At 39.3% G+C, this 23,483-nt stretch carries 23 protein-coding genes and 1 pseudogene; 17 read left to right on the top strand and 7 right to left on the bottom strand.

Going from position 1 to position 23,483, the window contains the following annotated elements:
* The first annotated feature begins 107 nt into the window (after window positions 1–107).
* The 16 genes and pseudogenes from AC625_RS21925 to AC625_RS27050 all read left to right on the top strand — a co-directional run bounded on the left by AC625_RS21925 (window position 108) and on the right by AC625_RS27050 (window position 15,728).
* Window positions 108–1,817: a methyl-accepting chemotaxis protein gene (locus AC625_RS21925; protein WP_049683205.1), complete on the top strand. Its 1,710-nt coding sequence runs from the start codon at window positions 108–110 to the stop codon at window positions 1,815–1,817.
* A 387-nt stretch (window positions 1,818–2,204) separates the two neighbouring features.
* The gene (locus AC625_RS21920) at window positions 2,205–4,691 is read left to right on the top strand and encodes an EAL domain-containing protein (protein ID WP_218971227.1); all 2,487 of its coding nucleotides are present in this window, start codon (window positions 2,205–2,207) and stop codon (window positions 4,689–4,691) included.
* Between the two features lie 172 nt (window positions 4,692–4,863).
* Window positions 4,864–6,264, top strand: coding sequence for an ATP-dependent helicase ComFA (locus tag AC625_RS21915; RefSeq protein ID WP_156187613.1), 1,401 nt, complete (start codon window positions 4,864–4,866; stop codon window positions 6,262–6,264).
* On the top strand, window positions 6,257–6,973 hold the full coding sequence (locus AC625_RS21910) for a ComFC family protein (protein ID WP_049683203.1): 717 nt from the start codon (window positions 6,257–6,259) through the stop codon (window positions 6,971–6,973). The genes AC625_RS21915 and AC625_RS21910 overlap by 8 nt, the downstream gene beginning before the upstream one ends.
* Window positions 6,974–7,155: 182 nt before the next feature.
* A complete protein-coding gene (locus AC625_RS21905) occupies window positions 7,156–7,569 on the top strand; it encodes a TIGR03826 family flagellar region protein (RefSeq protein ID WP_049683202.1) in 414 nt (137 codons plus the stop codon).
* A gap of 153 nt (window positions 7,570–7,722) precedes the next feature.
* Window positions 7,723–7,992 (top strand): flagellar biosynthesis anti-sigma factor FlgM, encoded by a 270-nt coding sequence (gene flgM, locus AC625_RS21900; RefSeq protein ID WP_049683201.1) that lies wholly within the window; start codon window positions 7,723–7,725, stop codon window positions 7,990–7,992.
* A 35-nt stretch (window positions 7,993–8,027) separates the two neighbouring features.
* Entirely contained in the window at window positions 8,028–8,516 is a 489-nt protein-coding gene (locus AC625_RS21895; protein ID WP_049683200.1) for a flagellar protein FlgN, read from the top strand.
* Window positions 8,517–8,552: 36 nt separating this feature from the next.
* Window positions 8,553–10,178 carry a flagellar hook-associated protein FlgK gene (gene flgK, locus AC625_RS21890; protein WP_049683199.1) on the top strand — a complete coding sequence of 542 codons (1,626 nt, stop codon included), beginning with the start codon at window positions 8,553–8,555 and terminating at the stop codon, window positions 10,176–10,178.
* Between the two features lie 13 nt (window positions 10,179–10,191).
* The gene (gene flgL, locus AC625_RS21885) at window positions 10,192–11,097 is read left to right on the top strand and encodes a flagellar hook-associated protein FlgL (protein WP_049683198.1); all 906 of its coding nucleotides are present in this window, start codon (window positions 10,192–10,194) and stop codon (window positions 11,095–11,097) included.
* A gap of 140 nt (window positions 11,098–11,237) precedes the next feature.
* Window positions 11,238–11,813: a DUF6470 family protein gene (locus AC625_RS21880; RefSeq protein WP_049683197.1), complete on the top strand. Its 576-nt coding sequence runs from the start codon at window positions 11,238–11,240 to the stop codon at window positions 11,811–11,813.
* Between the two features lie 6 nt (window positions 11,814–11,819).
* Window positions 11,820–12,260: a flagellar assembly protein FliW gene (gene fliW, locus AC625_RS21875; protein WP_049683196.1), complete on the top strand. Its 441-nt coding sequence runs from the start codon at window positions 11,820–11,822 to the stop codon at window positions 12,258–12,260.
* Window positions 12,260–12,490, top strand: coding sequence for a carbon storage regulator CsrA (csrA, locus tag AC625_RS21870; protein ID WP_049683195.1), 231 nt, complete (start codon window positions 12,260–12,262; stop codon window positions 12,488–12,490). Before fliW ends, csrA begins: the two co-directional genes overlap by 1 nt.
* A 151-nt stretch (window positions 12,491–12,641) precedes the next feature.
* Window positions 12,642–14,390 (top strand): flagellin N-terminal helical domain-containing protein, encoded by a 1,749-nt coding sequence (locus AC625_RS28270; protein ID WP_082191199.1) that lies wholly within the window; start codon window positions 12,642–12,644, stop codon window positions 14,388–14,390.
* Window positions 14,391–14,737: 347 nt separating this feature from the next.
* A pseudogene (locus tag AC625_RS21860) lies at window positions 14,738–14,851 on the top strand (flagellin); the annotation flags it as partial.
* A 445-nt stretch (window positions 14,852–15,296) separates the two neighbouring features.
* Window positions 15,297–15,536 carry a hypothetical protein gene (locus tag AC625_RS21855; RefSeq protein WP_049683193.1) on the top strand — a complete coding sequence of 80 codons (240 nt, stop codon included), beginning with the start codon at window positions 15,297–15,299 and terminating at the stop codon, window positions 15,534–15,536.
* A gap of 12 nt (window positions 15,537–15,548) precedes the next feature.
* Window positions 15,549–15,728, top strand: a complete 180-nt coding sequence (locus tag AC625_RS27050) for a hypothetical protein (RefSeq protein ID WP_156187612.1) — start codon at window positions 15,549–15,551, stop codon at window positions 15,726–15,728.
* Window positions 15,729–15,934: 206 nt separating this feature from the next.
* Here AC625_RS27050 and AC625_RS21850 read toward each other — a convergent pair whose 3' ends face one another.
* Window positions 15,935–16,786, bottom strand: a complete 852-nt coding sequence (locus AC625_RS21850) for a DNA endonuclease (protein WP_049683192.1) — start codon at window positions 16,784–16,786, stop codon at window positions 15,935–15,937.
* 209 nt (window positions 16,787–16,995) lie between these two features.
* Here AC625_RS21850 and AC625_RS26185 point away from each other — a divergent pair, with 209 nt between their 5' ends.
* Window positions 16,996–17,211 (top strand): ATP-binding protein, encoded by a 216-nt coding sequence (locus AC625_RS26185; protein WP_245645066.1) that lies wholly within the window; start codon window positions 16,996–16,998, stop codon window positions 17,209–17,211.
* A 171-nt stretch (window positions 17,212–17,382) separates the two neighbouring features.
* Here the strand turns inward: AC625_RS26185 and AC625_RS21845 are convergent, their stop codons facing one another.
* The 6 genes from AC625_RS21845 to AC625_RS21820 form a co-directional block, all read right to left on the bottom strand.
* The gene (locus AC625_RS21845; protein ID WP_049683191.1) at window positions 17,383–18,309 is read right to left on the bottom strand and encodes an aminopeptidase; all 927 of its coding nucleotides are present in this window, start codon (window positions 18,307–18,309) and stop codon (window positions 17,383–17,385) included.
* An 81-nt stretch (window positions 18,310–18,390) separates the two neighbouring features.
* Window positions 18,391–19,158: an IclR family transcriptional regulator gene (locus AC625_RS21840; RefSeq protein ID WP_049683190.1), complete on the bottom strand. Its 768-nt coding sequence runs from the start codon at window positions 19,156–19,158 to the stop codon at window positions 18,391–18,393.
* A gap of 99 nt (window positions 19,159–19,257) precedes the next feature.
* Window positions 19,258–20,526 carry a M20 family metallopeptidase gene (locus AC625_RS21835; RefSeq protein WP_049683189.1) on the bottom strand — a complete coding sequence of 423 codons (1,269 nt, stop codon included), beginning with the start codon at window positions 20,524–20,526 and terminating at the stop codon, window positions 19,258–19,260.
* Window positions 20,527–21,477 carry a DUF1177 domain-containing protein gene (locus AC625_RS21830; protein WP_049683188.1) on the bottom strand — a complete coding sequence of 317 codons (951 nt, stop codon included), beginning with the start codon at window positions 21,475–21,477 and terminating at the stop codon, window positions 20,527–20,529.
* Window positions 21,478–21,489: 12 nt separating this feature from the next.
* Window positions 21,490–22,467: an ABC transporter ATP-binding protein gene (locus AC625_RS21825; RefSeq protein WP_049683187.1), complete on the bottom strand. Its 978-nt coding sequence runs from the start codon at window positions 22,465–22,467 to the stop codon at window positions 21,490–21,492.
* Complete coding sequence (locus AC625_RS21820) at window positions 22,442–23,473, bottom strand: ABC transporter ATP-binding protein (protein WP_049683186.1); 1,032 nt, start codon at window positions 23,471–23,473, stop codon at window positions 22,442–22,444. The genes AC625_RS21825 and AC625_RS21820 overlap by 26 nt, the downstream gene beginning before the upstream one ends.
* Between the last annotated feature and the right edge of the window lie 10 nt (window positions 23,474–23,483).

Genomic DNA, 23,483 nt, shown 5'->3' with positions numbered 1-23,483 from the left:
ATAGAATATGAGACTATCCAAAATGTGTACAGGTATAATTAGACTCTTTCTTTGCTCAAATGAATAAGAAAAATAACGTTGAAAGTTACAGAAAAGGAGTAGGAATAATGGGATTACGTAATGCTGCAATTGGTAAGAAACTTTTCGTGCTAATACTTATTTCTATCATCATCTTTGGTGTGATCGGTGGTACTGGATTTTACCATATGAACCAAATGGATAAAAAATCAGATCAAATGTATAGGGAGGCTTTGCTTCCTATAAAATGGCAAAGTCAAATTCGCACTAACACACGGGCGATTGATAATAGTACATTGGAGTTGTTACTTACATCCAATACAAAAGAGGAACAGGGATTAAAAGATCAAATTGACGCGTTAAAGAAGGATAATGAAACGTTGATTCAGGCGTTAGATAAAAGTCTTTTATCTGATATCGAGGTGAAATACCTTTCTCAATTTAAGACCGAGTATCAGAGATATTTGAACGAGGTAGAGAGTGTATACAAATTGGCACTTGCAGGCGATAAGGATTTAGGTTATACAAAATATCAACAAGATGTAAAGCCGGCACGAGAAAAATCCAATTCATTAATGAATGAAATAGGCGTGTATTTGGAGCAGTATGCGGACGAACTAGCTAAAAGCATTACGGCAAGTAGTCATGACAGTAAGAATTTTATTATCACCATAATTCTTCTTTTTATTGTGTTAAAAGGCGTGATTGGATTTATTATTACTCGTATGATCGTCAATCCAGTTAAAGAAATTCAGGGACTTATGGAAAATGCGGAAAATGGTGATTTAACCGTTGAAGGAAGCTATCGCTCCAAAGATGAGATTGGTCAATTAACGCTTTCTTTTAATAAAATGATATTGAAGTTACGCGAGTTGATGGCGCAGGTAAATATCACTTCTGAACAAGTGGCTGCTGCCTCTGAAGAATTGACTGCGAGTTCAGAAGAGTCGAGTAAAGCGAGTGAACAAATTGCAAACACCATTCAGGAAGTGGCTTCGGGAGCAGAGCAGCAGGTGAGAAGTACAGAAGAGAGTTCGAAGGTCGTACAAGAAATGGCATTAAGTATTCAACAGATTGCTTCTCGTGCTCAAGATATATCTGCCAATTCGGTAGAAACTTCACAAAAAGCTGTGGAAGGTAATGAAGCGATTCAAACGACAATCGAACAAATGAATTCGATTAACTTGACCGTTACGCAATTATCACAAATTGTAAAAGGATTAGGTGAACGTTCAAAAGAGATTGGGAATATTATAGAGGCCATTACAAATATTGCCTCGCAGACGAATTTACTTGCATTAAATGCTGCGATCGAATCGGCAAGGGCGGGTGAACATGGCAGAGGGTTTGCTGTAGTAGCTGATGAAGTACGCAAACTAGCCGAACAATCCGCTGAATCGGCCCAGAATATTTCAGGGCTTATCACATTAATCCAAGATGAGACAAACCTTGCTGTTCAATCTATGGAACAAACAACAAGTGAAGTGACTGACGGAATCGGTGTAGTGAATAAAGCCGGGGAATCCTTTGCACAAATTCGCTATTCTGTTGATGAGATATCTGCGCAATTACAGGAAGTTTCTGCAGCTTCCCAACAGCTTTCAGCAGGGTCTGAACAAGTCCTCCAATCAGAAAAGCTATTAGCTGAAATTGCCGAAGAAGCGGCATCGGGCACACAAAATGTAGCGGCGGCAACGGAGGAACAACTAGCATCGATGGAAGAAATCACATCATCCGCAGCCACCCTCTCTCTCATGGCTGAAGAATTACAAGCGCAAATTGGGAGATTTAAAGTGTAATAAAAATTTTGTCGAGAGAGGCTGTCCCATAACGAGAGGTTCAGATCCCACATCTACTATATATCGTTTATATGGCGTGTAAATGACACAATAAACCGTGTATAGAGTGTGAGGTCAGACCCTTTTGGGACATCCTCTCAATTTTGCTTTTCCCAAGGAATCATTTAGTTCAAAGATGTGGTATTATTAGCAAATAAAAACATAAAAGGTAGATTCTATTTGTTGAGATATATATGATACTAACGTTGTAGGAACGTAAGGCCAAGATTAAACTATTTTTTCATGGAAATTGACATATAACTTTATTGAAAATCGTATGTCCACCTTTTTGGGGACCTTTCTTGTGGTAATCAATAATGAAATGCAAAAATGAGAGGGATTATTGAAATGAACGAGCCTTTTCGGGGGAAAACCAAGGGAAATAGCATGAATTCAATGACCAGGGAGGAAAACTATCATTCTCTAATTATCGATCACCTGAATGCTATTATTAAATTAGATGTCAATGGGAATGTCCTAACCTATAACGAAGTATTTCAAAAGCAGTATGGCTATACGGAACAGGGCTTTCATGAATCCTTTTTAGAAAACTTCATTAAAGATTATACAGATGAACAAAAACAATATTTTAAAGAAGCTTACTTAGGTAAAACAAAAAGGTTCCATGCTTTGGTTCTTTGTAAAAATGGGGACACGAACTTTTCGAATGTTAGCCTAGTTCCAATAGCGACAGCTGATGGCATGGAAGTGTATGTAATCATAAAAAATAGTAACGATTTAAAGGAGCATGATCGAGAGTTACTCCTATTCAAAGAAAACTTTAAAACGATTGAAAAAATCGGTAATATTGGCAGTTTCCATTACGACATGAGGAGTGATCAAACGTATTGCTCGAAACAAAATCGTTTAATTTTAGGCATTAGTGAAGAGGAGAACTTTTCTCCAACGCATCAGCAAATTCGTGAGTTTGTCCATCCGGATGATCACCCGAAGCTTGAACTTGCAATCCAGCAAACGTTATTGAATAATGGTAGTGCCCATTTTGAATGTAGAATCGTGAGAAGGGATCGCGCTATCCGTCAAGTTTATGTGCAAATCGAAGTCTTTTTTGATGAACAAGGCCAACCGGTTCGTGTCATCGGATTCGTTCAAGATATCACGAACAGTAAACATATTGAGTCCAAGCTCATGGAAAAGGAAAAGCAATTTTCTCAAATTTATAATAATCTTGATGTAGGGGTTTGGTCTATTGATATGCAGACTGGACAATTTATCCTTTGTTCTCAAGGGATTGAACAAATCTGTGGGTATGCAGTAGATGAAATGGAAAACAAGAAGGCGTGGTCATCTATCATTCATCCTGAGGATTTGCAGCAATATGTGGATTTACACGATGAGTTAGCAAAAGGGAACACCATTCGCCATCCATACCGTATCATTCATAAGAATGGTGACATTAAGTGGGTACAAGATTATATGATACCTACAATAGGTGCTAGCGGGACATTTATTCAATTAGATGGCCTCATTACAGATATTACAGAGCAACATCTGTTACATGAAAAAGTGAAGCATATTTCTTATCATGATCATTTAACAAAGCTACCAAATCGAAGGAAATTTAATAAAAAATTGCAGAAACTTGCGAATGAATACGCAAATAGCGATAGAAAATTTGCCGTCATGATCATCGATGTTGATCATTTCAAATATATCAATGATACAATCGGCTACCCAAGTGGTGATGAATTATTATGTCAAATCTCTGTCCGTCTTGCTTCACTATTACCATCAAAAAATATGCTTGCTCGTCTCGGAGGCGATGAATTCGGTGTATTAGTCGCGAACTTGGAATCGATTGAATCACTTGAAATGATTTCAAATCAAATGATCGATGGCTTAATTGAACCATTTTTGATAAACGGCTATGAATTATACGTCACTATCAGTATTGGGATTAGTATGTTTCCGGATAACGGAACAGATAGCTCAGACTTATTAAGCAATGCGGATATTGCGTTAAACAAAGCTGAGAAACAAGGAGAAAGTAAGTATCACATTATATCTCGTGCTAGCAGTATCGATTCCTATAAATCTTATAGCTTGGGACGAGACATAAGAAAGGCATTGGAAAATAACGAGATGACGTTGCATTTTCAGCCTCGAGTAGACACTTGTACCGGTGAAATAATGAGTGCTGAAGCGCTTATCCGTTGGGAACATCCAGAGTGGGGACTCGTATCTCCAATGGAATTTCTCCCTATTGCTGAAGAAAACGGTTTAATTGTCCATATCGATGATTGGGTCTTGAGCGAAGTATGTAAACAACTAAAAGAATGGAAAGAAGAACAACTATTTACTGTGCCGATTTCGATTAATATTTCCGCTGTCCATTTTATGAAACAAGATTGGCTTCACACAATAGAGAAAACGATTCAAGAAGCGGGTATTTATCCACAAGATCTCGAATTCGAAATGACCGAAAGCTCTTGCTTGAATAATAAAGAAATCGCGAAAAACACAATGAACGCATTAAAGGATATGGGAATCACCATTTCTTTAGACGACTTTGGTACAGGCTATTCTTCTCTTTCTTATTTAACTCAATTCCCATTTGATGTCATTAAAATTGACAAGTCATTCATTCAAAATATGATTCATAGTGATCAAGATATGTTTATCGCAAAATCGATTATTTATTTAGCAAAAGGTTTGCAAATAAAGGTGGTTGCTGAAGGAGTAGAGACGATTCAGCAATTAGACATCCTTAAAAAAGAAGAATGCCATCAAATTCAAGGGTATTTATTTAGTCGTCCGGTTCCAAATCAGGCGTTTAAAACACTGCTGCAAAAAAGAATACTCCAGCCAAATTAATGGAAAGGGTCTGACCTCGCACTCTAAATCAGTATGAAGTGTTTTATGCCTTATCTTATACTGTCTTTCATTATTGCGGGTTCTGACCCTTGCTTTCATTTTGTTGGCAGGGATCCATTTAACGTGTAGCGAATATAAAGATGACGAAAAAATAATAGGAGGTTTTCCCCTGATGATTCCCCCTCACATTACCACCCCATATTCCCCGGAACTGCAGCACCACTTATCAGGTCGACTATTACTAGCTGCTGAAATTCCCTTTTCCCCTGAACGATTGACAGAACATATCGAAGCAGGCTATGTCACCACAAAAGCAGGTGTCAGTCGTGAAAACGGCAAATATGACTGTTCGCGCTGTAGCAATCGAAATCAACAGCTGTTTTACACGTTTCCTTGTAAGATTTGTCAAAAAAATTGCACGTATTGTCGTTCCTGCATCATGATGGGGCGTGTAAGTGAATGTTCTAAGCTTTATTTATGGATTGGACCTGAACTCCATTTTCCTATTCCCCCTAGAGTAATGGCTTGGGCTGGAACGCTTTCTGATGGGCAAAAAACAGCGTCAGATCGAGTAGTTGCCGCAGTCGAACAAAATGAAGAAGTCCTGATTTGGGCGGTTTGCGGAGCCGGAAAAACTGAGGTGTTGTTCAAAGGAATGGAGACAGCGATTTCAAGTGATAAGCGAGTTTGTATCTGCACACCGCGAACCGATGTGGTACTCGAACTTACGCCACGACTTAAACGTGCTTTTCCAAATGTGGAAGTCGCAGCTCTGTATGGGGGCAGTGAAGATAGGCATTTAGCTGCACCACTCACTGTTTCAACAACACATCAGCTTTATCGTTTCTCTAATGCTTTTGATACGATTATTATCGATGAAGTCGACGCCTTTCCGTATTCCATGGACACTTCCCTTCAACAAGCCGTACAGAAAGCAAAAAAACAAACGTCTGCCACGATCTATTTAACCGCCACACCATCACGACAAATGCAGAATGCATATCGAAAAGGGACACTTCAAGCGGTAACGATTCCAGCACGCTACCACCGAAAGCCGATTCCCGTCCCCACGATGAAATGGAGCGGCAATTGGCAAAAGCAGTTTCAGAAAAAGCAAATTCCGCCACAAATCCAATCCTGGGTTCGTGACCGGATTGAATGCAATATCCCCATTCTCTTATTTTTTCCGAGCATTAAAGTGATGAAAGAAAGCCTGCCTCTGTTTCAGGAAATCGAACCCCGTCTGCTTGCTGTCTATTCGGAAGATCCTGAGCGGAAAGAAAAGGTCACGCTGCTTCGTAATGGAGAGATTCCTGGATTGCTAACAACGACGATTTTGGAACGGGGTGTGACGATTCCTAGATTGGATGTTGCGGTAATTGGCGCGGAGCATCAAGTGTTTGTAGAAAGTGCGCTTGTTCAGATTTCCGGTAGAGTAGGAAGAAGCGTGGACCATCCAATCGGAAATATTACTTTCTTTCATTACGGAAAAAGCGAGGAAATGGTGAAAGCAATTTTGCATATTGAAAACATGAACCGTGAAGCAAGCAAGCGAGGGTTGCTTGATGTTTGATTTGTCTATCCTAACACCGTATCTCTGTCTGCTTTGTGATCAAGGAATCACACAAAAGGTATCGTGGAAGAATTTGCTGATGAAGGAACAAGAGAGGTCAATCTGTGCGGAATGTTTCAGAAAGCTTGATCCAATAAGTGGAGAGTTGTGCCAAATCTGCTCACGAGTCTTGTCAGCTGAGTTCCGAAGAGATACGCTTTGCTTAGATTGCCATCGTTGGGAACAGAATCCGAATTGGCAAGGATTTCTAACGGCGAATCGATCGCTATTTCATTATAATGACTTTATGAAAGAACAGATTGCTAAATTCAAATACCGCGGTGACTATGCCATTGCTGAAGCATTTTCCCCTTTTATCAAGGATGCGCTACTTCCATTAACCTTTGATTCGATTGTGGTCATTCCTCTCAGTCATGAACGGTTACAAGAACGTGGCTTTAATCAAGCGGAAGCGTTGGCTGTTACAGCGGGGCAAGCATGTATCCAGCCACTTACGAGAATTCATTCAGAAAAGCAATCAAAGAAATCTCGCCGCGACCGAATTAATTTGCCACAAGTCTTTCAAATAACGGACCCCGAGATTATGTCAGGTCAAAGAATTCTCCTACTTGATGATATTTACACAACCGGATCAACACTAAGACACGCAGCTAAAGCGCTCAAGCTCGCGGGTGCTGCTGACATTCACTCACTCACACTTGCTAGATAGAAGCGTTTCTGTGAGGCTTCTCTCCTTATGAAGTTGTGCAATGTGTAAATCTGACCCTTTTTCCTCGTCGGATTGTCGAGCAGACACTCATAGCTGTTTTTTTATCAACCGCTTCATATTTATCCGGCTTTGGTCGATATAAGAGTCAAAGAGTTCGGGAATCTTGAAAGGGGAGCAACAAGATGGAGTTAACCAATTGTGCAAATTGCAATACGGTGTTTGTGAAATCAGCATTTCGTGACGTATGTAATGCATGCTATAAAGAAGAAGAAGTTCAATTTGATATTGTTTATAAATATATTCGTAAAGCCGTAAACCGTACTGCAACGATGCAACAAGTTGTGGACGCAACAGGTGTGACAGAAGAGTTGCTCATTAAATTTGTCAAAAAGGGTAGATTGCGTTTGTCTCAATTCCCGAATCTTGGATATCCATGTGAAAAATGCGGAACGCTGATCAAGGAAGGAAGGCTGTGCATGAATTGTACACATTCCATTCGCGCCGATTTGGCAGCGGTTGAAAAAGAAGAACAACGCCGACAAGAAATTGCAGAACGTGATCACAAAAACGCCTATTACAGTAGAATGGATGAATAAACATTCTTCTAAATGAATAGGGTAATGGAATGAGACGTCTAAATTCGACAAATGCATGAAAAGATTGTCAATCGAAAAAAATAAAAAAACCGAAATCTGAACCGATAATAGATAAAAGAAGTTACAAATAAGGTCGAAAGCGAGGATTGCGAGATGAAGATCAATCAGTTTGGACCATCGGGAGTGAACCCGTATAATCGTCAACAGCATAAAGTAGACAGCGTAAAGATATCTTCCGCTAAAGCAACGGATAAGATTGAAATATCCGCCACAGCAAAAGAACTTCAGCAAACATCCCAGATTCCAGCTCAAAGACAAGCGAAGGTCGATGAACTGAAAGCGCAGTACGAGGCTGGCAATTATAAAATGAATGCAGAAGATACTGCGAAAAGCATACTGGACTATTATTCGAAAAATAAATAACGCCTGAAGTAAGGGAGAGAGGGGGTTCTACTACAATGTCAATCGTCCATATCACTATAGCACTGGAAAAACTCATCAAGCTTCATCAAGGATTGAATGAACGAGCAGCAAAGAAAGCGGACATCATCAAGCGAAGCGACATGGACGCCCTCACTGCCTTGCTGAATGAAGAGCAGAAATATGTGAAAGCGATTGAGATGATTGAACGGGAAAGAATTGCTGCTGTCGGGAAGTTTTTGCAAGAGGGCAATTCTGAAATGACGAAAGCGACACTGACAGATATTATCGAATTGGTGGATATCTCTGAAAAGCAGGAATTAGAACGTTTAAGAGCCGTGCTTATGTCTGAAGCTACTGCATTGAAAGAAGCAAATACACTGAACCAGCAGCTAATCTATCAATCGTTACAGTTTGTTAATTTATCACTTGATATGTTCCGGCCACGTCCACAGGAATATAATTATGAAAAGCCTGTTCAGAATAAACAACGAAACGCAAAAAGCGTATTTGATTCACAAGCATAATCGATTGATATTTTAATAGAAATGGAGGTCTAGATCATGATCTCAACCTTTATGGGTCTTGAAACGGCTAAGAGGGGTTTAAATACTTCGCAAAGCGCTTTATATACGATGTCACAAAACGTCGCCAATGCAAATACACCTGGATACACCCGGCAGCGGGTTAATTTTGCCCAAACAACAGCTTTTCCTACACCAGGTATGAACAGCCCGATGGTAGCGGGGCAATTGGGTACCGGTGTTCAAGCGGAGTCGGTGCAACGCGTGCGTGAAAGCTTTCTTGATGTACAATTCCGTAATCAAGCGAACAAAGTAGGCTATTACGGTACGCTTAGTGAGTCTCTTGTAAAGATGGAAGAAATTATGAATGAACCGACAGACAGCGGATTGCAAGCTACGCTTGATAAATTCTGGAAATCTTTACAAGACTTATCGGCGAATACAGAAAACTCAGGGGCTCGTGCAGTTGTGGCGGCAAACGGACAGATGGTAGCTGACACTTTGAATTATTACTATAATTCTTTGACGAGTGTTCAAAAGGACATCGGCCGACAAATTGACGTTAAACAAAATGAAATTAACACGATCCTTGATAACATTCATAAAGTCAATGTACAGATAAGTGAAGTGGAGCCAAACGGTTATTTGCCAAACGACTTATATGACAAACGCGATGCGCTAGTAGACAGTCTGTCACAGTTGGTAAATATTAAAGTCACGAATGTCACTCCAACTGATTATGGGAATGCGAAGCCGATTGCAGAAGGACTTTATAATATTGAAATGATTACGAAGGACGGACAATCATATATCCCACCTGTGAATCTTGTTAGTGTGAATAAGTCAGGAATTCTGGGGATTGCCAAAGTGGAAGTTACTTACGACCAAACCACAACACCGAAGATGGTTGATGGTGTGAAGTTTGGCGATAGACTTGTAAAGGACACAAGTTTTTCAGGACAGCTTGCTGGATTGATAGAGAGTTATGGTTATATAAAGACTGATGGAGTCACTACTTCTGTAGTTGGACGCTATCCAGACATGCTTCAGAAGCTAAATAATATGACGGAAGCGTTTGTAAACGAGTTTAATAAAATTCATCGTGAGGGTTTTACTTTGAATGAAAAACTCGTTCAAGATCCTATAACAGGTGAAATGATAAAAGACCCTGATCCCAAATTTGCAAATGATTTTTTTGTTTTCGAACCAGGCAATGCTGCTCAAAGCATAAAAGTGAATGATGATATACGGAAAGATCCCGGTTTAATTGCTGCTGGAGGAAAGAGTGGGGCATCAGCAGACAATGAAAATGCGCAAAAATTAGCTGCGTTAAAGAAGCTTAATTTTAGTGAATATAGTTATTATCAAATGAATGGTAATACATTACCAGATGGGCTGACTGGCAGTCTTGATTCATTCTACTCAGGCCTGATTGGGGGAATGGGGGTAGATTCACAAGGAGCAGAAAAAAACTATACGAATTCGATAATCTTAGCCAATTCAGTGGATTATAATCGCCAATCAGTCAGTGCCGTTTCACTCGATGAAGAAATGACAGACATGATTCGATTCCAACAGGCCTATAATGCATCGTCCCGAGTGATTAATATGATGGATGAAATGCTTGATAAAATTGTTAATGGCTTAGGAACTGGCGGCAGATAAGGGGGGAACAATAATGCGCGTAACACAATCCATGCTTTCTAATAATATGCTTCGTAACTTAAGCTCAAGCTATGATCGATTAGGAAAGCTTCAGGAGCAAATTTCATCGCAAAAGAAATTTACGAAACCATCCGACGATCCTGTTGCTGCAATGATGGGGATGACTTATCGTACAGATGTAAGTCAAATTGAGCAGTTTACTCGTAACATTGGTGAAGCGGAAAACTGGATTGACAGTACGGATAAAGCTTTGGATCAGGCAGTTAGCGCCCTTCAGCGAATTCGGGAATTGACAGTCAAAGCGAGTAATGGAACCTATGAAGAGAAACAACGTGAAAGCATTGCAGCCGAAATTAAAGAATTAAAGGATCATCTTATTACGATTGGTGATACGCAAATTGGCGGGAAGTATATCTTTAATGGACAGAATACCAATATTAAGCCATCAGAGAGTGACGCAACTAAGAATGATCCGATCAATAATCCTAATGGGAATATTGTATACGGAAGTGCTGCTGTGGAGGTTGAAGTATTCTCGGGCATTAAAATTCAAATTAATACAGATGCATCAAGTACATTCGGAGATGCCCTTAAAAGTGATGGAAGCATTCAAAAAATTATTGACGCACTTGAAAATAATGATTCCAATATTGGCGATTTATTAGATGGTATAGATGGAACGATCGATTCGTTCTTAACCACTCGTTCACAAGTGGGAGCCAGACAAAATCGCATTGAACTAATGACAGAACGTTTAGGCCAACAAGAAATTTTTGCGAAAAAAGTCATGTCAAAAAATGAAGACATTGACATTGAAAAAGCAATCATGGACTTAACGACACAAGAAAGCATCCATAGTGCCGCATTAAGCGTAGGCTCAAGAGTTATTCAGCCATCGTTAATTGATTTTCTAAGATAAGGATGATTATAAAGGGTCCGACCTCGCACTTCATACACAGTCTATAGTGTTACCTACACTTAAATTATACTGTATAGAGTAGTTGCGAGATCTGGCCCTTTGCTTGTGGGCCATCTTTTTTCTTTTAAGGAGTAGAGACTATGCAACTACCACAGATCAGGTTACAGTCCCATTTTATTAGGACCGGTTTAGATATCAAGCAGGCTGTCCAAAAAATTGAACAGCCTTCCGCAATCCAATCGATTGAACAACCTAAGGCGATTCTCGAAATTCAAACAACTCCTGGAAACCTTTCCATTGACCAGACAAAAGCAAGAGAAGATATGGATTTAAAGAATTTATCAAAACGTGTGGAAGAATTTGCACAGCTTGGTTATCAAGATTGGCTGGATGGAATGGCAAGAAGATCAAGCCAAGGCCAAGAACTTAGACATATTGAAAAAGGTGGCAATGTGCTTGCCTCTCTTGCAAAGGAAAACGGTTCGAAGCCTCAGAAGCAATTTAATGTTGGTTGGATTCCATCACATTTTAGTGTGCAAATCGACTATCAGCCGGCAGAAGTGAATATTGAAGCAACCCCTCAAAAACCGATTATTCAAGCAGAGACCCAAAAACCAATTCATGAATATACACCTGGAGAAGTAAATGTTGAGGTACTAGAAAAAAATTCACTGGATATTGACTTTATCAATCTATTTCCAGAAGTGAAGGGGTGAAAGTAAATGAAAATACAAACAAAATTTCATGGTGAGGTAAAAATCGAGGAAAAAGATCTTTTTACATTTGAAGGTGGGATACCGGGATTTATTGATGAAAAACAGTTTGCCTTACTTCCGTTAGAGGGGTCTCCCTTTATCGTTTTACAATCAATGAAAACAAGGGAAGTAGCTTTTATCGTGAGCAGTCCATTTGAAATATTCCAGAACTATGAAGTAAAAGTATCACAAGATGTAATATCAGACTTATATATTGATTCAGAAAAAGATGTCTCTATATATGTAATATTAACGGTAAGAGATCCATTCAACGAAACAACAGCGAACCTTCAAGCGCCGATTGTTTTGAATATGAGCAATCAATTAGGAAAGCAGTTCATTATGAATTCTAGCAACTACTCCATCCGCGAATTACTTATTCCTTCTCCTGAACAGGAGGAGAGATAATGCTCGTTTTAACTAGGAAACTTAATGAATCGATTATGATTGGCAATGACATCGAAATCACAATCTTAGCAGTTGAAGGTGAACAAATTAAACTCGGTATTAACGCTCCAAAACAAGTAGAGATTCATCGGAAGGAAATTTATCTGGCCATTCAACAGGAAAATAATGAAGCGATTAACACGAAATCAACTCTGCTTTCAAATTTAAGTGACTATTTTAAGAAAAAGTAGTAAAAAAAGTTACAAATTCTATTAACTATTAAATTTAAGTGACGATATTACTAGTAGAGCATTGGAAGGTGACACAGGCGGCCGACTTGATTACCTTTCAAAGCCAAATCCCACAAGGACGTGGAACTTAACACTCAAGGAGGAAACAAACATGATTATCAATCATAATATCGCAGCACTTAACACACATCGTCAGTTGAACACAGCTACAACTAACCAATCAAAGTCTATGGAGAAACTAGCTTCAGGTCTTCGTATTAATAAAGCTGGGGACGATGCAGCTGGTCTTGCAATTTCCGAGAAAATGCGTGGACAGATTCGTGGATTGGACCAAGCTTCTAAAAACTCGCAAGACGCTATTTCTATGATTGCAACTGCTGAAGGTGCATTAAATGAGACACATGATATTCTTCAACGTATGCGTGAACTATCTAACCAATCAGCAAACGGAACTGCAACAGATGCAGACCGTACAGCTATGCAAGATGAATTAAACAATTTAACTTCTGAAATTAACCGTATTGGTAATACTACAGAGTTCAATACACAAAAGGTATTAAACGGGGGCATTGGTTCTAATGCTGGCGACAAGATAACGAAAGCTACACAAGCTTCTGTTACTGGTGCAGCTATCACTGCTACAGGTGAGTTATCTATTGCCAATGGGGCAAAAATTACTGTAGATGGAAAAACGTTTGATGTGGGTGCCCTTACAATTGGTGCTGATAAATCAGATGACTTCGACACTGCTACAACGGCTTTATCAGATGCAGAGGGTGCGCTTGCCCTTGATGACGGATTAGATGCTGATATTACTGCTGGGTTGGAGAAAGACGTTGCTGATGCAAAGGTAGCCCTTTCTAAAGAAACAGATGCAACTACTGCACCTCAAAATGCTGCAGAGCTAGCAACTAAATTGGGTGAACTCACTTCAGGTGGAGTTAAACTGTCTGAGTTGGTTGATATCAAAGTTGATGCAAACGATAAGCTTGTATTTACGGCAAAATCTTCAGGGACAACTAGCGAAGTTGCTATATCTGGAGATGCTACTGCAGCAACCGCATTAGGATTTACTGTTGGTGCTGCTACTGCTACTTCAACTGGTCAACCGTCTACGATTGAAAGAGCTGGAATTCAAGGTAGCACTGCATTAGGTGCAACTGCATCTAATACTGTTGTTGCTAATTCAACTTTCAAATTGACAGTGGGTAACGAAAGTGCAGTTACTGTGACGTTAAAAGAAGGTAAAGTATACGATACAAAAAACGCTGATGCAAACGTAGCGAAATCCGCTATGAACGATTTAGTTAAAGATTTAAATGCTTCATTACAAGAAGCTGGTATTTCTGACAAGGTTACTGTTTCTTTATCTGCAGATAACAAAGTTCAATTTGTTTCTGAAACGGGTAAGGATATCTCTTTAACTGAGGGAACAAACAATCCACTTGCAGCTTTAGGAGTTGCAGCGGCTACTGATACTGTTGGCAACATCGAGCAAGTTACAGGTCCGGGAGCACAAGGTTCTGGATTTAACACTAAGTTCCAAATTGGTGCTAACACTGGACAATCAATGTCACTAAATATTAACGACATGCGTTCTGCAGCTCTAGGTTTAACAGGGAATGCTGGTCAAGCTGGATTTACAACTTCTACTTCGGTAACAAACGGTACAAGTGATATTAAAGCTGAAGCAGCTTTAAATATCTCCAATAAAGAAGATGCTTCAAAATCAATTGCTGTTATTGATAAAGCAATTGCTAGTGTTTCTTCTGAACGTGGTAAACTTGGTGCTGTTCAAAACCGTTTAGAGCACACAATCAACAACTTAAACACATCTTCTGAAAACCTAACTGCTGCGGAATCTCGTATCCGTGACGTAGATTATGCTTTAGCTGCTTAAGAGCAGTGACAAGCACAGTCGTCCTAGCTGGTAACGGCTAGAGATTATTATCGGGTGAATTGCTGGAAACCCCTTAGAGCTTTTCTTACCACAACGTAGTTGGAAACGACAAGCGTGAAGGTTTGAAAAAAGAAAAGATTGGGCAATCAGCAGCCAAGCTCCTGTCTCGAAAGAGTGGAGAAGGTTCAACGACTAGGATAGACCATCTAAGGCGAAAGCTATGATGATGAAATCCATAGGTGAAACAATGTACATCAGCATTGTGAATCCGAAGTGCCCGACCCCTAACAAATCAAGTTGAGGGTGAAGATATAGTCTAGTCATTTATGAAAATAAATGTTCGCACGATGGCGAAAGAAATGATGAACCAAACTAAGAATTCTATTCTTTCTCAAGCAGCACAAGCAATGTTGGCTCAATCAAATCAAATGCCTCAGGGAGTTTTACAACTCTTGAGATAATGATTTAAGGGCGTCTTATCTGGTAACGGGTAAGAGTATAACTGGGTGAATTGCTGGAACTTCCTAAAGCTTCATCAACCACAACGTAACTGGAAACGGTCAGCGTGATGGTCTGAAAATGATGAGGATGGTACAATGGATAATCAGCAGCCAAGCTCCTGTGAGGAAACTCTGGAGAAGGTTCAACGACTAGAGAACACGGTCTAAGGCGAAGGCTATGACTATGAATCTCGTAGGGTGGCGATAGCCATTCGAAGTGCCCAGCCCCAACCAGTAAAATGATGGGTGAAGATATAGTCTATTCTGTAATCGAAAGATACAGTCGCAAAGCAAGCGAACCAACAACCACAAGGAGTTTTACAACTTCTTCGTTAATTTTAGATTTGAAAGAGGCTCTAGATTTTCTAGGGTCTCTTTTCATATAAAGTTGTTTGAGGAGGAACTCATGAATAAAGAAGAGCAGGAACGTAAACAGTTTCTGGAACAACAGCTTGAATGGTGTAAAAACCAAGATCATATTTTAGAAAATATAGAAATGAAGCTTCACGAAATGAAAAAGATAGCTCAATATACTCTCGATCATGAACTTACAGAGGCAGAGGTTGATCGGTTGAATGGTCAATTGAATGAATTAAAAAGCGAAGTTCATTTTTTAGAAAAACAACTAAATTCTTGTCCAGAGTAAGGTGATATTTTCGTGGATATTGCGTTAATGTCAACGGCAGGTACAGTAACAAGCTTCAATGTCAATCATGAAGATGGCATGGATGGCACAGGATGTAGAACAACAATGAGAAACTATCCAGAAGTTAATGAGTACAAGTGCCATAGTTGCTATCAAACAGGCTGCTCAACCACACTTAGGTGGGAGTTTTGATTTGAAAATATAAGAGAATTTTTGGAGCAGAAATTCAGGGACAGGTATCTTGTCTCAGTGATACCATACAGTATTTTGTAACAAGCTGATAAATAGTAGGATTCAAGATGAATCGATTCAAACAAGCTTAGAAAAAATCCATAGAACAACAGCTTTAATGGACTGAGGGATAAGTGTGCAAAAAGCTTTACATATCGTGGGGATCTTTATTGTGATTTATTAATGTCACTCCATTTAGCAGTAACAGACCAATAGCTTCTTTGCAAAACGTCGGCAATTTTTTGTGTTGTCCATCTTCTTTCTTTTAATTCTATTAGCCTTGTAATCTCTGCTTCGGAATATGGTTTTGAGCGCTCGGAGCTGCTTGCTATTAAGTGATAATCTGGTAGTTTAGATTGCCACTTTTTCTTTTCTTCAGCAAACCGGTATTCCCAAGATGTTTTATAATACATTGAATCACATGTTGTGGTAACGGTGGGGATTATGTCGAGAAATTGATAAGTTTCTTTAACAGAGGTGGTTTTTAGAATGAATCCTTGTCCATCATTTCTCGCACTTAAGTGTAATATTACGCCGAATGTTTCCTTGAAATGTTGTTTAAGAACCGTTAACTCTTCAAGCGAATAGCACTGTAAGTATAAATAGATATGCGGAATTAGGTAGATAAGCTGCTTTTGATGGTTTATACGGTGAGAGATACTTAATGAACCATCATCCATAAAAAGTATCGCTGGGAAGTGCGGTAAATTGCAAGATTTTAATAAGGATAACGGGATTTGCTTTGTTCCTTTCTCAGTATAAAAATGTGGATATAATGTAGTAAACAATGGCAATGAAGGGGAACGAACAGAACAGCTTCTAGGAGTTAAATACAATATTTCTTCAAAAAAAGAAATTTTCCACTTACGATAATCTTCTTGAGCAACTCCGTAATGTTCACGATAACTATGATTTTTTCTACGACTGTTTTTGTAAATTTTCGTAATTTCCCCATCACCCAAGATGCTGGCTATTAGAACATTAAATTGTATATCTGTTAAGGAGTACAAAATATTCACCTCATTATATAGGAATATACGTTCTTTAATTTTATCATATTTTAATCTAAAAATGTAAAAAACAAGAAATGTTGTTCGGTGTTAACACACTACTTTAAATTACAGAAGTTTTATAGAGGAAAGTGTAATAATTGATTGATAGTTTCGGAAGATAGGATTTACTTGGTCCCCTGTCAAGTGGCCATTTCTTCAGTAGAAAAAGAATCAAAGTGTCAGTCACCTTCCAATATTTCACCAAACAATATGAAAATGGGACTACAATCTTAACATCTAATAAATCATTTATTGCAATGGGGAAAGTATTTATGGATAACGTGTTAACTACTGTAATTCTAGATCGACCCCTTCATCACTCTGTTACTTTTAATATCAAAGGAGAATTCTATCACCTCCAAGAAAAGAGAAGGGCTGGGTTTCCCCGCTAAAATAGGTGAGTAACCGAAATAAATGGGGATTTTTATTCTGATGACAGAGGGAAAAATAAATCGAAGTTGATATGCATTATGAATTATCAGACAAGAAAACCCCAGGACAAACCTTATCCCAGGGCATCAACGTACTACTAAAATAATAAAAAGTATAATTAGAAATAAGTCCTAAAAAATCTGTTTACCATCTATATAAACAACAGGGTCTTTGATGACGCAGTCAATGTGAACGCCTGCTTCTGTAACTCCGCCAAAGGATTTGTTGCTGCCAAAGGCAATATGAACAGTGCCAAACACCTTTTCATCCTCTAACACATTGCCAGTTAGTCTGGCTTTTTTGTTCGTACCAATGCCGAATTCTGCAATGGTTCTGCCAGGGCCGTCTCCTAGCAGCTCCAACAGTTGTCTGCCCTTTTCACCATGTGCATTAATGAGTCTTCCATTTTCGATTTCTAGTGTCACAGGTTCAGTTAATACACCAATTCCTGCAATGGAGCCATCAATGTTGATCGTTCCATTTGCAGAGTTTTCTAGAGGTGCAATATAGCTTTCACCGGAAGGAAGGTTGCCGGATTCGCCCTTTTCACGGAAAACGCCTGTGCTTGGAATTGCTTTTCTGCCTTTGATTGAGAAGGAGATTGTTTGATTGTCTTTCATGATTTCTACTTGCTCGCCCTTTTCAAGGATGTCACAGTATTGTGCGGTTAGCTGTTCGATCTCTGAATAATCTGCCAAAATGGCACCTTCTTCAAGCATATCCAATGTGAGGCCAGGCATGGTGGCAACACGTGCGCCATTGGCTGAAGCTTCTTTTCTCGCCTTTGTATGGGTAAGGGAGTGTTCGGTAATACAAAGGACAATATCAGCTGCTTTCATCGCTTCACTGACGATTTTCGGTGGTTCTTCACCTGATTTTGATCGAGGTGTCATTTGGATTAACATTGTTTCATTCCCTAATGCGGTTCCAGCTCGGGAGAAGATTTCGCCAATTTCATGTAAGGAAGAATCGGTTACGATTAAAATCTGTTCATCTCGTTTTATATGTAAATTGTGAAGGAGAACAGATTTGGCTACGTCAATATATGTTTGCAAGATGGATCGATCTCCTTTTCAATGATCTGTTTATGACTCTAGTAAGAAGGGTTCTTTGCTATTAGATTACGTTCTTTTAAACTGTTAAGCTCTAATTTTCAATGGGAATTTGTAGATAACATCCGCTAATTTTACTTGTGCTTCTTCCAAAAGCGAGATAAATTCACTTCTTTTCTCTTCTGTCATTCTATAAATCGGTCCGGATATTGTTAAAGAGCCTATGATTTTGTGATGTTGGTCGAACACAGGGACGGCAATAGCAATGATATCTGGTGTGTATTCACCTTCACTGACTGCCCAACCCTGTTGTCTGATTTTATTTAAGTCTCTTTTTATCTCTTCAGGATTGGTCATTGTTTTTTCTGTATACTGCTTTAACTCACTCTTTGTTAAATAGCTGTTAATAAATTCCTCCGACATAAAGGCTAGAATGGAACGGTAGGAAGCACCAACATATAAGGGAGCTCGACTGCCAACTGTAACAGAGAACTTTACTTTGTTATCAGGCTCTATCGCCTCAAAAGTAACAGCCTCATCCTTATCTAGAAGAGTAAGGAACACAGATTCTTCGGTTTGCTGGAATAGTTCTTCTAGAATGGGCTGGATGAATTCTTTTACATTTAATCGATCATACACAGCCATGCCGAGCTCCCAAGCTGCAAAACCTAAGGAGTATTTTTTGGTGGTTGGGTCTTTTTGTAAAAAATTACGTGATTCAAAGGTTTCAAGAATGCGATAAATTTTCGCATGATCCAGGTTCATTTTATGAGCGAGTTCACTGCCGCTCCATTCTGGCTCGTCCTTTGTAAACATCTGAATAACTGTTAGTGCTACGTCAACTGTTTTTAGCATGGAATCCCCCTATCAATCATGAAACTCAGAACAATATCCTTATCATACCAAATATTTCTGATAGAAAGAGATTGCCTGAGTTTCAATTAAAAAGAAATGTTAATTTGAGTAGAGAAAATCAATGATTGCCGCAACGTACACTTTGGCGCAAGTAATGATTTGTTCTGTTTTTACTCTCTCATTATAGCCATGGATGGTCGGCAAGTAAGCTGGACCGTATTGGAGTACAGGGATATTGTATTCTCTGAAGTGACGGGCATCACTGCTTGCCCATTGCATCACGCCATATGCCTCATCTCCTGTTACGAACGTAATATTTTCTGTGATCGCTTTACATACAGGATCATTTGCATCTGTGAAATTGGCTTCACTTCTAAAACCAAATCGTCTTAATTCATATTGAATGCCTAGTGCATCTAATTTTTCTGTTAAAAAGGAAGTCACTTCTTGTTGAGTAATCCCAAATGGTAAACGACAGTCCACTTGAACTTTACAACTTTCAGGGATTACATTTGCTTTCGTGCCGCCTTCAATCGTGCCAATATTGCACGTGATTCTTTCGAAAACATCGATATATTGTAATCGTTCCGTTTCCACTTCACGCATATAACGGTGCGACACCTCGATTAATGGTTTCACTTCTTCAGGAAGCTCGATTTGGATATCCCACACTTTTTGAATTTCTAAAAGTGCCTTCACCATATCACTAATCGCGTTAGGACCAGCTAACGGAGATAAGCTTCCGTGTCCCGGTTGACCGTATACTTCAAGTTCAAACCAATAAGAACCTTTTTGACCAATCGTCGGATTTCTTGGAGAGGACGGCTCAGCAATTAAACAGCCATCACCTTTCACAAGTCCTTTTTCTAACAACCACGGTACACCAAATTCCCCGCCAGTTTCTTCATCAGGGACAATGACAAGCGATAATTGCCCAGGAAGCTCAATATTCATTCGCTTAAGCAGGGTAGTAGCGAAGATTAATCCTGAAAGACCAGCCTTCATGTCACTAGCACCTCGACCTAGCATCCAGCCATCTTTGATTTCTCCGCAGAACGGATCAAAATCCCATTTAGATCGATCTCCAGCAGGAACTACGTCCGTATGACCGCAGAAGATCAAGTTTTTACCTTGATCTTGATTGCCAATTGTTGAAATGAGATTGTACATTTTATCAGCTGATTCATGCCGATCTACAGCAATATCAAATTTAGTTAAATAATCTGTAATAAATTGGCTGATCTCTGTGGAATCACCTGGTGGGTTTTCACTTGGAATTTGGATGAGAGCACTGCACAATTCCAGTAATTCATCTTTTCTCGCTTCTACTTCATCAATTAATTGTTGTTTTAGTTGGATAGTATTCAATTATTTCTCAGCCCCTTGTTTTCCTAATGTTTGTAGATGGTCCATTTTTCCGTATAAGCTTTCTAATAGATTAAAATCTTCGTGATTATAAAAAGAACATTTATTGTCTCCATAACCTTTAGCCACTTCAATCACAAATCGGACAACCTGCTCAACGTCTGTTAAGTGAGTAGCGCCCGTTCCACAACCAGCAACGGCTGTCTGGGTCGTAATCGCTACGCCGACCACTGGACTAGAGGTGGCGACAGCAGGCTGAAGGATACTGTTGATGTGAAAAACACCATTTCCATATGGCGTAATATCCTGTGTTGTAATCGGCAATGTCACAGGTGGTGTGCCAGTAGATTGTGAATAGATATGCAATAAATCATCGCTTATTTTTAAAATATATCCTTCTTTAACAGTCGGTGTAATCGCAAATCCTTTGTGATTGAGGATCGCATTTCCTTTTGTTGTGTCGATAGATAGGATCGCGTCCATTTCCTTTGTGACTTCATGTTGATTCATCGTAAAAATGTCAACTGGTGAATTCATAAATGGTACTGGATCATGCGGTAAAGTCGGTGCTGTTGGACAAATATGTGTTGTAATAATGACATCGCCGATAAGTTGATCGCCTTTTTTCGTCATGTCCAATAGTTTAGCTGCAGCAGATACAGCAGAAAGGGCGCCATCTCCATCAGAAACAAACCCGATCATTTCCGGACGTGCACCAATTCCACCAAGGCGACCAATAATACCTAAAGTAGGGGCATGGCCACCTTTTGATTTCCCATCTTTTCCAGGGACCGTAACTTTAACGAAATCAGTAGAACCGAGTTCACCATGAACAGTCTCGACTGTGATGTTTCCATCACCCCCGATATTGCTTAAATAATGTTTAACATCTTCACCTGTTACGTATTGGCTATCTAATAATTCATAAAGTTCGATGACATGTTTGAATGACATTTTTTTCTCCTCCTAGTTTTCTTCAAGTAAATGACAAGATGCGATATGACCATTGCCTGTATCCATTAACTGAGGGATCTTCGTTGAACAAATATCCATCATGTATGGGCATCGTTCGTGGAAATGACATCCTGTTGGTGGATTAATTGGGTTTGGAACAGCGTCTTTTAAAATAATACGTTCTTTGTTATCGTGTGGACTTTCTTTCGGGATTGCAGATAATAAGGCTTTTGTATAAGGGTGTTTAGGGTTCTCATAAATTTCCTTATACGTACCCATTTCGACGATTTTACCCAAATACATAACGGCAATACGATCACACATATAACGGACGACATTTAAATCGTGTGAGATAAAAATATAGGTAAGGTTATAATCCCGTTGTAATTCTTTTAATAAGTTAATCACTTGGGCTTGAACGGAAACATCCAGGGCGGAAACCGGTTCATCGCAGATAATAATATCCGGATTCAGCACTAAAGCTCTTGCGATATTGATCCTTTGCCGCTGTCCGCCTGAAAATTCATAAGGATATCGTTTAGCATGATAATGGCTTAAACCAACAACCTCTAATAATTCTAGAACACGCTTTTTTTGAGAGGCTTTGTCACCGATACGATGTATAACTAAAGGCTCCGCAATCAGCTCGCCGACCGTTTTTCTTGGGTCTAATGAGGCGTACGGATCTTGGAATACCATTTGAATGGATTTACGAGTTTCCCGTAGCTTCTTCGCATCCATACCAACTAAATTTTCTCCCCGAAACTCAACCGTGCCGCTAGAAGGGGGAATAAGCTGATTCACTAGACGAGCCATTGTTGATTTTCCGCAACCAGATTCACCTACAACACCAAGTGTTTCACCAGGCATGACATCAAAGCTAACACCGTCAACAGCTTTGACACTTTGATTAGACCTTTTAAATGGAATAGGGCTGTCTATAGGAAAATACTTTCTAAGATCTCTAACTTTTAACAACGGCTCTGACATGAGTAGATCTCTCCTTTCTATTTAATCGGTTTTCTTTCGTTTGAAAATGGCATGCAACAAAATGCTTTTCTTTTACTTCAACCATTTCAGGAGCTTTGGAAAAACAGATGTCTTGAGTATAGGAACATCGTGGTGCAAATGGACATCCTTTAATCTCTTGTCTTAGATCTGGTGGACTACCTGGAATTGTTGTCAGCATTTCATGATCTTCAATATTTTCTGTTATTTGTGAATCGAGTAGACCCCATGTGTAAGGGTGCATTGGATGATCATGAATTTCTTCTACGGTTCCGTATTCAATCACATTTCCTGCATACATAACAAGTACTTTGTGACAGATTTCCCAAACGACTCCAAGGTCGTGAGTAATCATAATAATGGACGTGTTGAATTCATCCTGCAATTTCTTCATTAATTCTAATATTTGAGCTTGAACGGTTACATCCAATGCCGTTGTAGGTTCATCAGCAATTAATAGTTTTGGATTACATGAGAGAGCAATGGCAATCATTACTCGCTGGCGCATCCCACCGGAAAACTCATGCGGGTACATATTTAATCGTTTTTCTGGGGCAGGAATGCCAACTAACTGCAACATTTGAATTGCTTTTTGTTTCGCTTCTTTTTTAGAAACTTTTTGATGGAGTTTAATCGATTCCATAATTTGATCGCCAACTGTAAAAACAGGATTAAGACTTGTTAAAGGATCTTGGAAAATCATCGAAATATCATTTCCGCGAATATCTCTCATTTCTTTATCTGATAAAGTTAATAAATCCTTGCCTTCAAAAAGAATCTTTCCTCCGGATATATGTCCAGGAGGACTTGGGATTAATCGCAGTAAGGAAGTTGCCGTAACACTTTTACCGGATCCAGATTCGCCGACAATCCCAATGTTTTCTTTTCTATTTAATGTAAAGCTGACACCATTTACGGCCTTTGTCACAGTAGATCCAGATTTGAATTGGACTTCTAAATTCTCGACTTTTAGTAATTCATTGGACATAGGGGGCACC

The sequence above is a fragment of the Peribacillus loiseleuriae genome, from assembly GCF_001183985.1.
Classification (GTDB): domain Bacteria; phylum Bacillota; class Bacilli; order Bacillales; family DSM-1321; genus Peribacillus; species Peribacillus loiseleuriae.
Note: the sequence above shows the minus strand (reverse complement) of the source record. Positions and strands in the feature narration are given on the sequence as shown.

What these genes read in the sequence shown, in the direction of transcription:
- AC625_RS21925 (WP_049683205.1), top strand. Translation starts at nt 108, where the DNA reads ATGGGATTACGTAATGCTGCAATTGGTAAGAAACTTTTCGTGCTAATA.
- AC625_RS21920 (WP_218971227.1), top strand. Translation starts at nt 2,205, where the DNA reads ATGAACGAGCCTTTTCGGGGGAAAACCAAGGGAAATAGCATGAATTCA.
- AC625_RS21915 (WP_156187613.1), top strand. Translation starts at nt 4,864, where the DNA reads ATGATTCCCCCTCACATTACCACCCCATATTCCCCGGAACTGCAGCAC.
- AC625_RS21910 (WP_049683203.1), top strand. Translation starts at nt 6,257, where the DNA reads ATGTTTGATTTGTCTATCCTAACACCGTATCTCTGTCTGCTTTGTGAT.
- AC625_RS21905 (WP_049683202.1), top strand. Translation starts at nt 7,156, where the DNA reads ATGGAGTTAACCAATTGTGCAAATTGCAATACGGTGTTTGTGAAATCA.
- flgM (WP_049683201.1), top strand. Translation starts at nt 7,723, where the DNA reads ATGAAGATCAATCAGTTTGGACCATCGGGAGTGAACCCGTATAATCGT.
- AC625_RS21895 (WP_049683200.1), top strand. Translation starts at nt 8,028, where the DNA reads ATGTCAATCGTCCATATCACTATAGCACTGGAAAAACTCATCAAGCTT.
- flgK (WP_049683199.1), top strand. Translation starts at nt 8,553, where the DNA reads ATGATCTCAACCTTTATGGGTCTTGAAACGGCTAAGAGGGGTTTAAAT.
- flgL (WP_049683198.1), top strand. Translation starts at nt 10,192, where the DNA reads ATGCGCGTAACACAATCCATGCTTTCTAATAATATGCTTCGTAACTTA.
- AC625_RS21880 (WP_049683197.1), top strand. Translation starts at nt 11,238, where the DNA reads ATGCAACTACCACAGATCAGGTTACAGTCCCATTTTATTAGGACCGGT.
- fliW (WP_049683196.1), top strand. Translation starts at nt 11,820, where the DNA reads ATGAAAATACAAACAAAATTTCATGGTGAGGTAAAAATCGAGGAAAAA.
- csrA (WP_049683195.1), top strand. Translation starts at nt 12,260, where the DNA reads ATGCTCGTTTTAACTAGGAAACTTAATGAATCGATTATGATTGGCAAT.
- AC625_RS28270 (WP_082191199.1), top strand. Translation starts at nt 12,642, where the DNA reads ATGATTATCAATCATAATATCGCAGCACTTAACACACATCGTCAGTTG.
- AC625_RS21855 (WP_049683193.1), top strand. Translation starts at nt 15,297, where the DNA reads ATGAATAAAGAAGAGCAGGAACGTAAACAGTTTCTGGAACAACAGCTT.
- AC625_RS21840 (WP_049683190.1), bottom strand. Translation starts at nt 19,158, where the DNA reads ATGCTAAAAACAGTTGACGTAGCACTAACAGTTATTCAGATGTTTACA.
- AC625_RS21830 (WP_049683188.1), bottom strand. Translation starts at nt 21,477, where the DNA reads ATGTCATTCAAACATGTCATCGAACTTTATGAATTATTAGATAGCCAA.
- AC625_RS21825 (WP_049683187.1), bottom strand. Translation starts at nt 22,467, where the DNA reads ATGTCAGAGCCGTTGTTAAAAGTTAGAGATCTTAGAAAGTATTTTCCT.
- AC625_RS21820 (WP_049683186.1), bottom strand. Translation starts at nt 23,473, where the DNA reads ATGTCCAATGAATTACTAAAAGTCGAGAATTTAGAAGTCCAATTCAAA.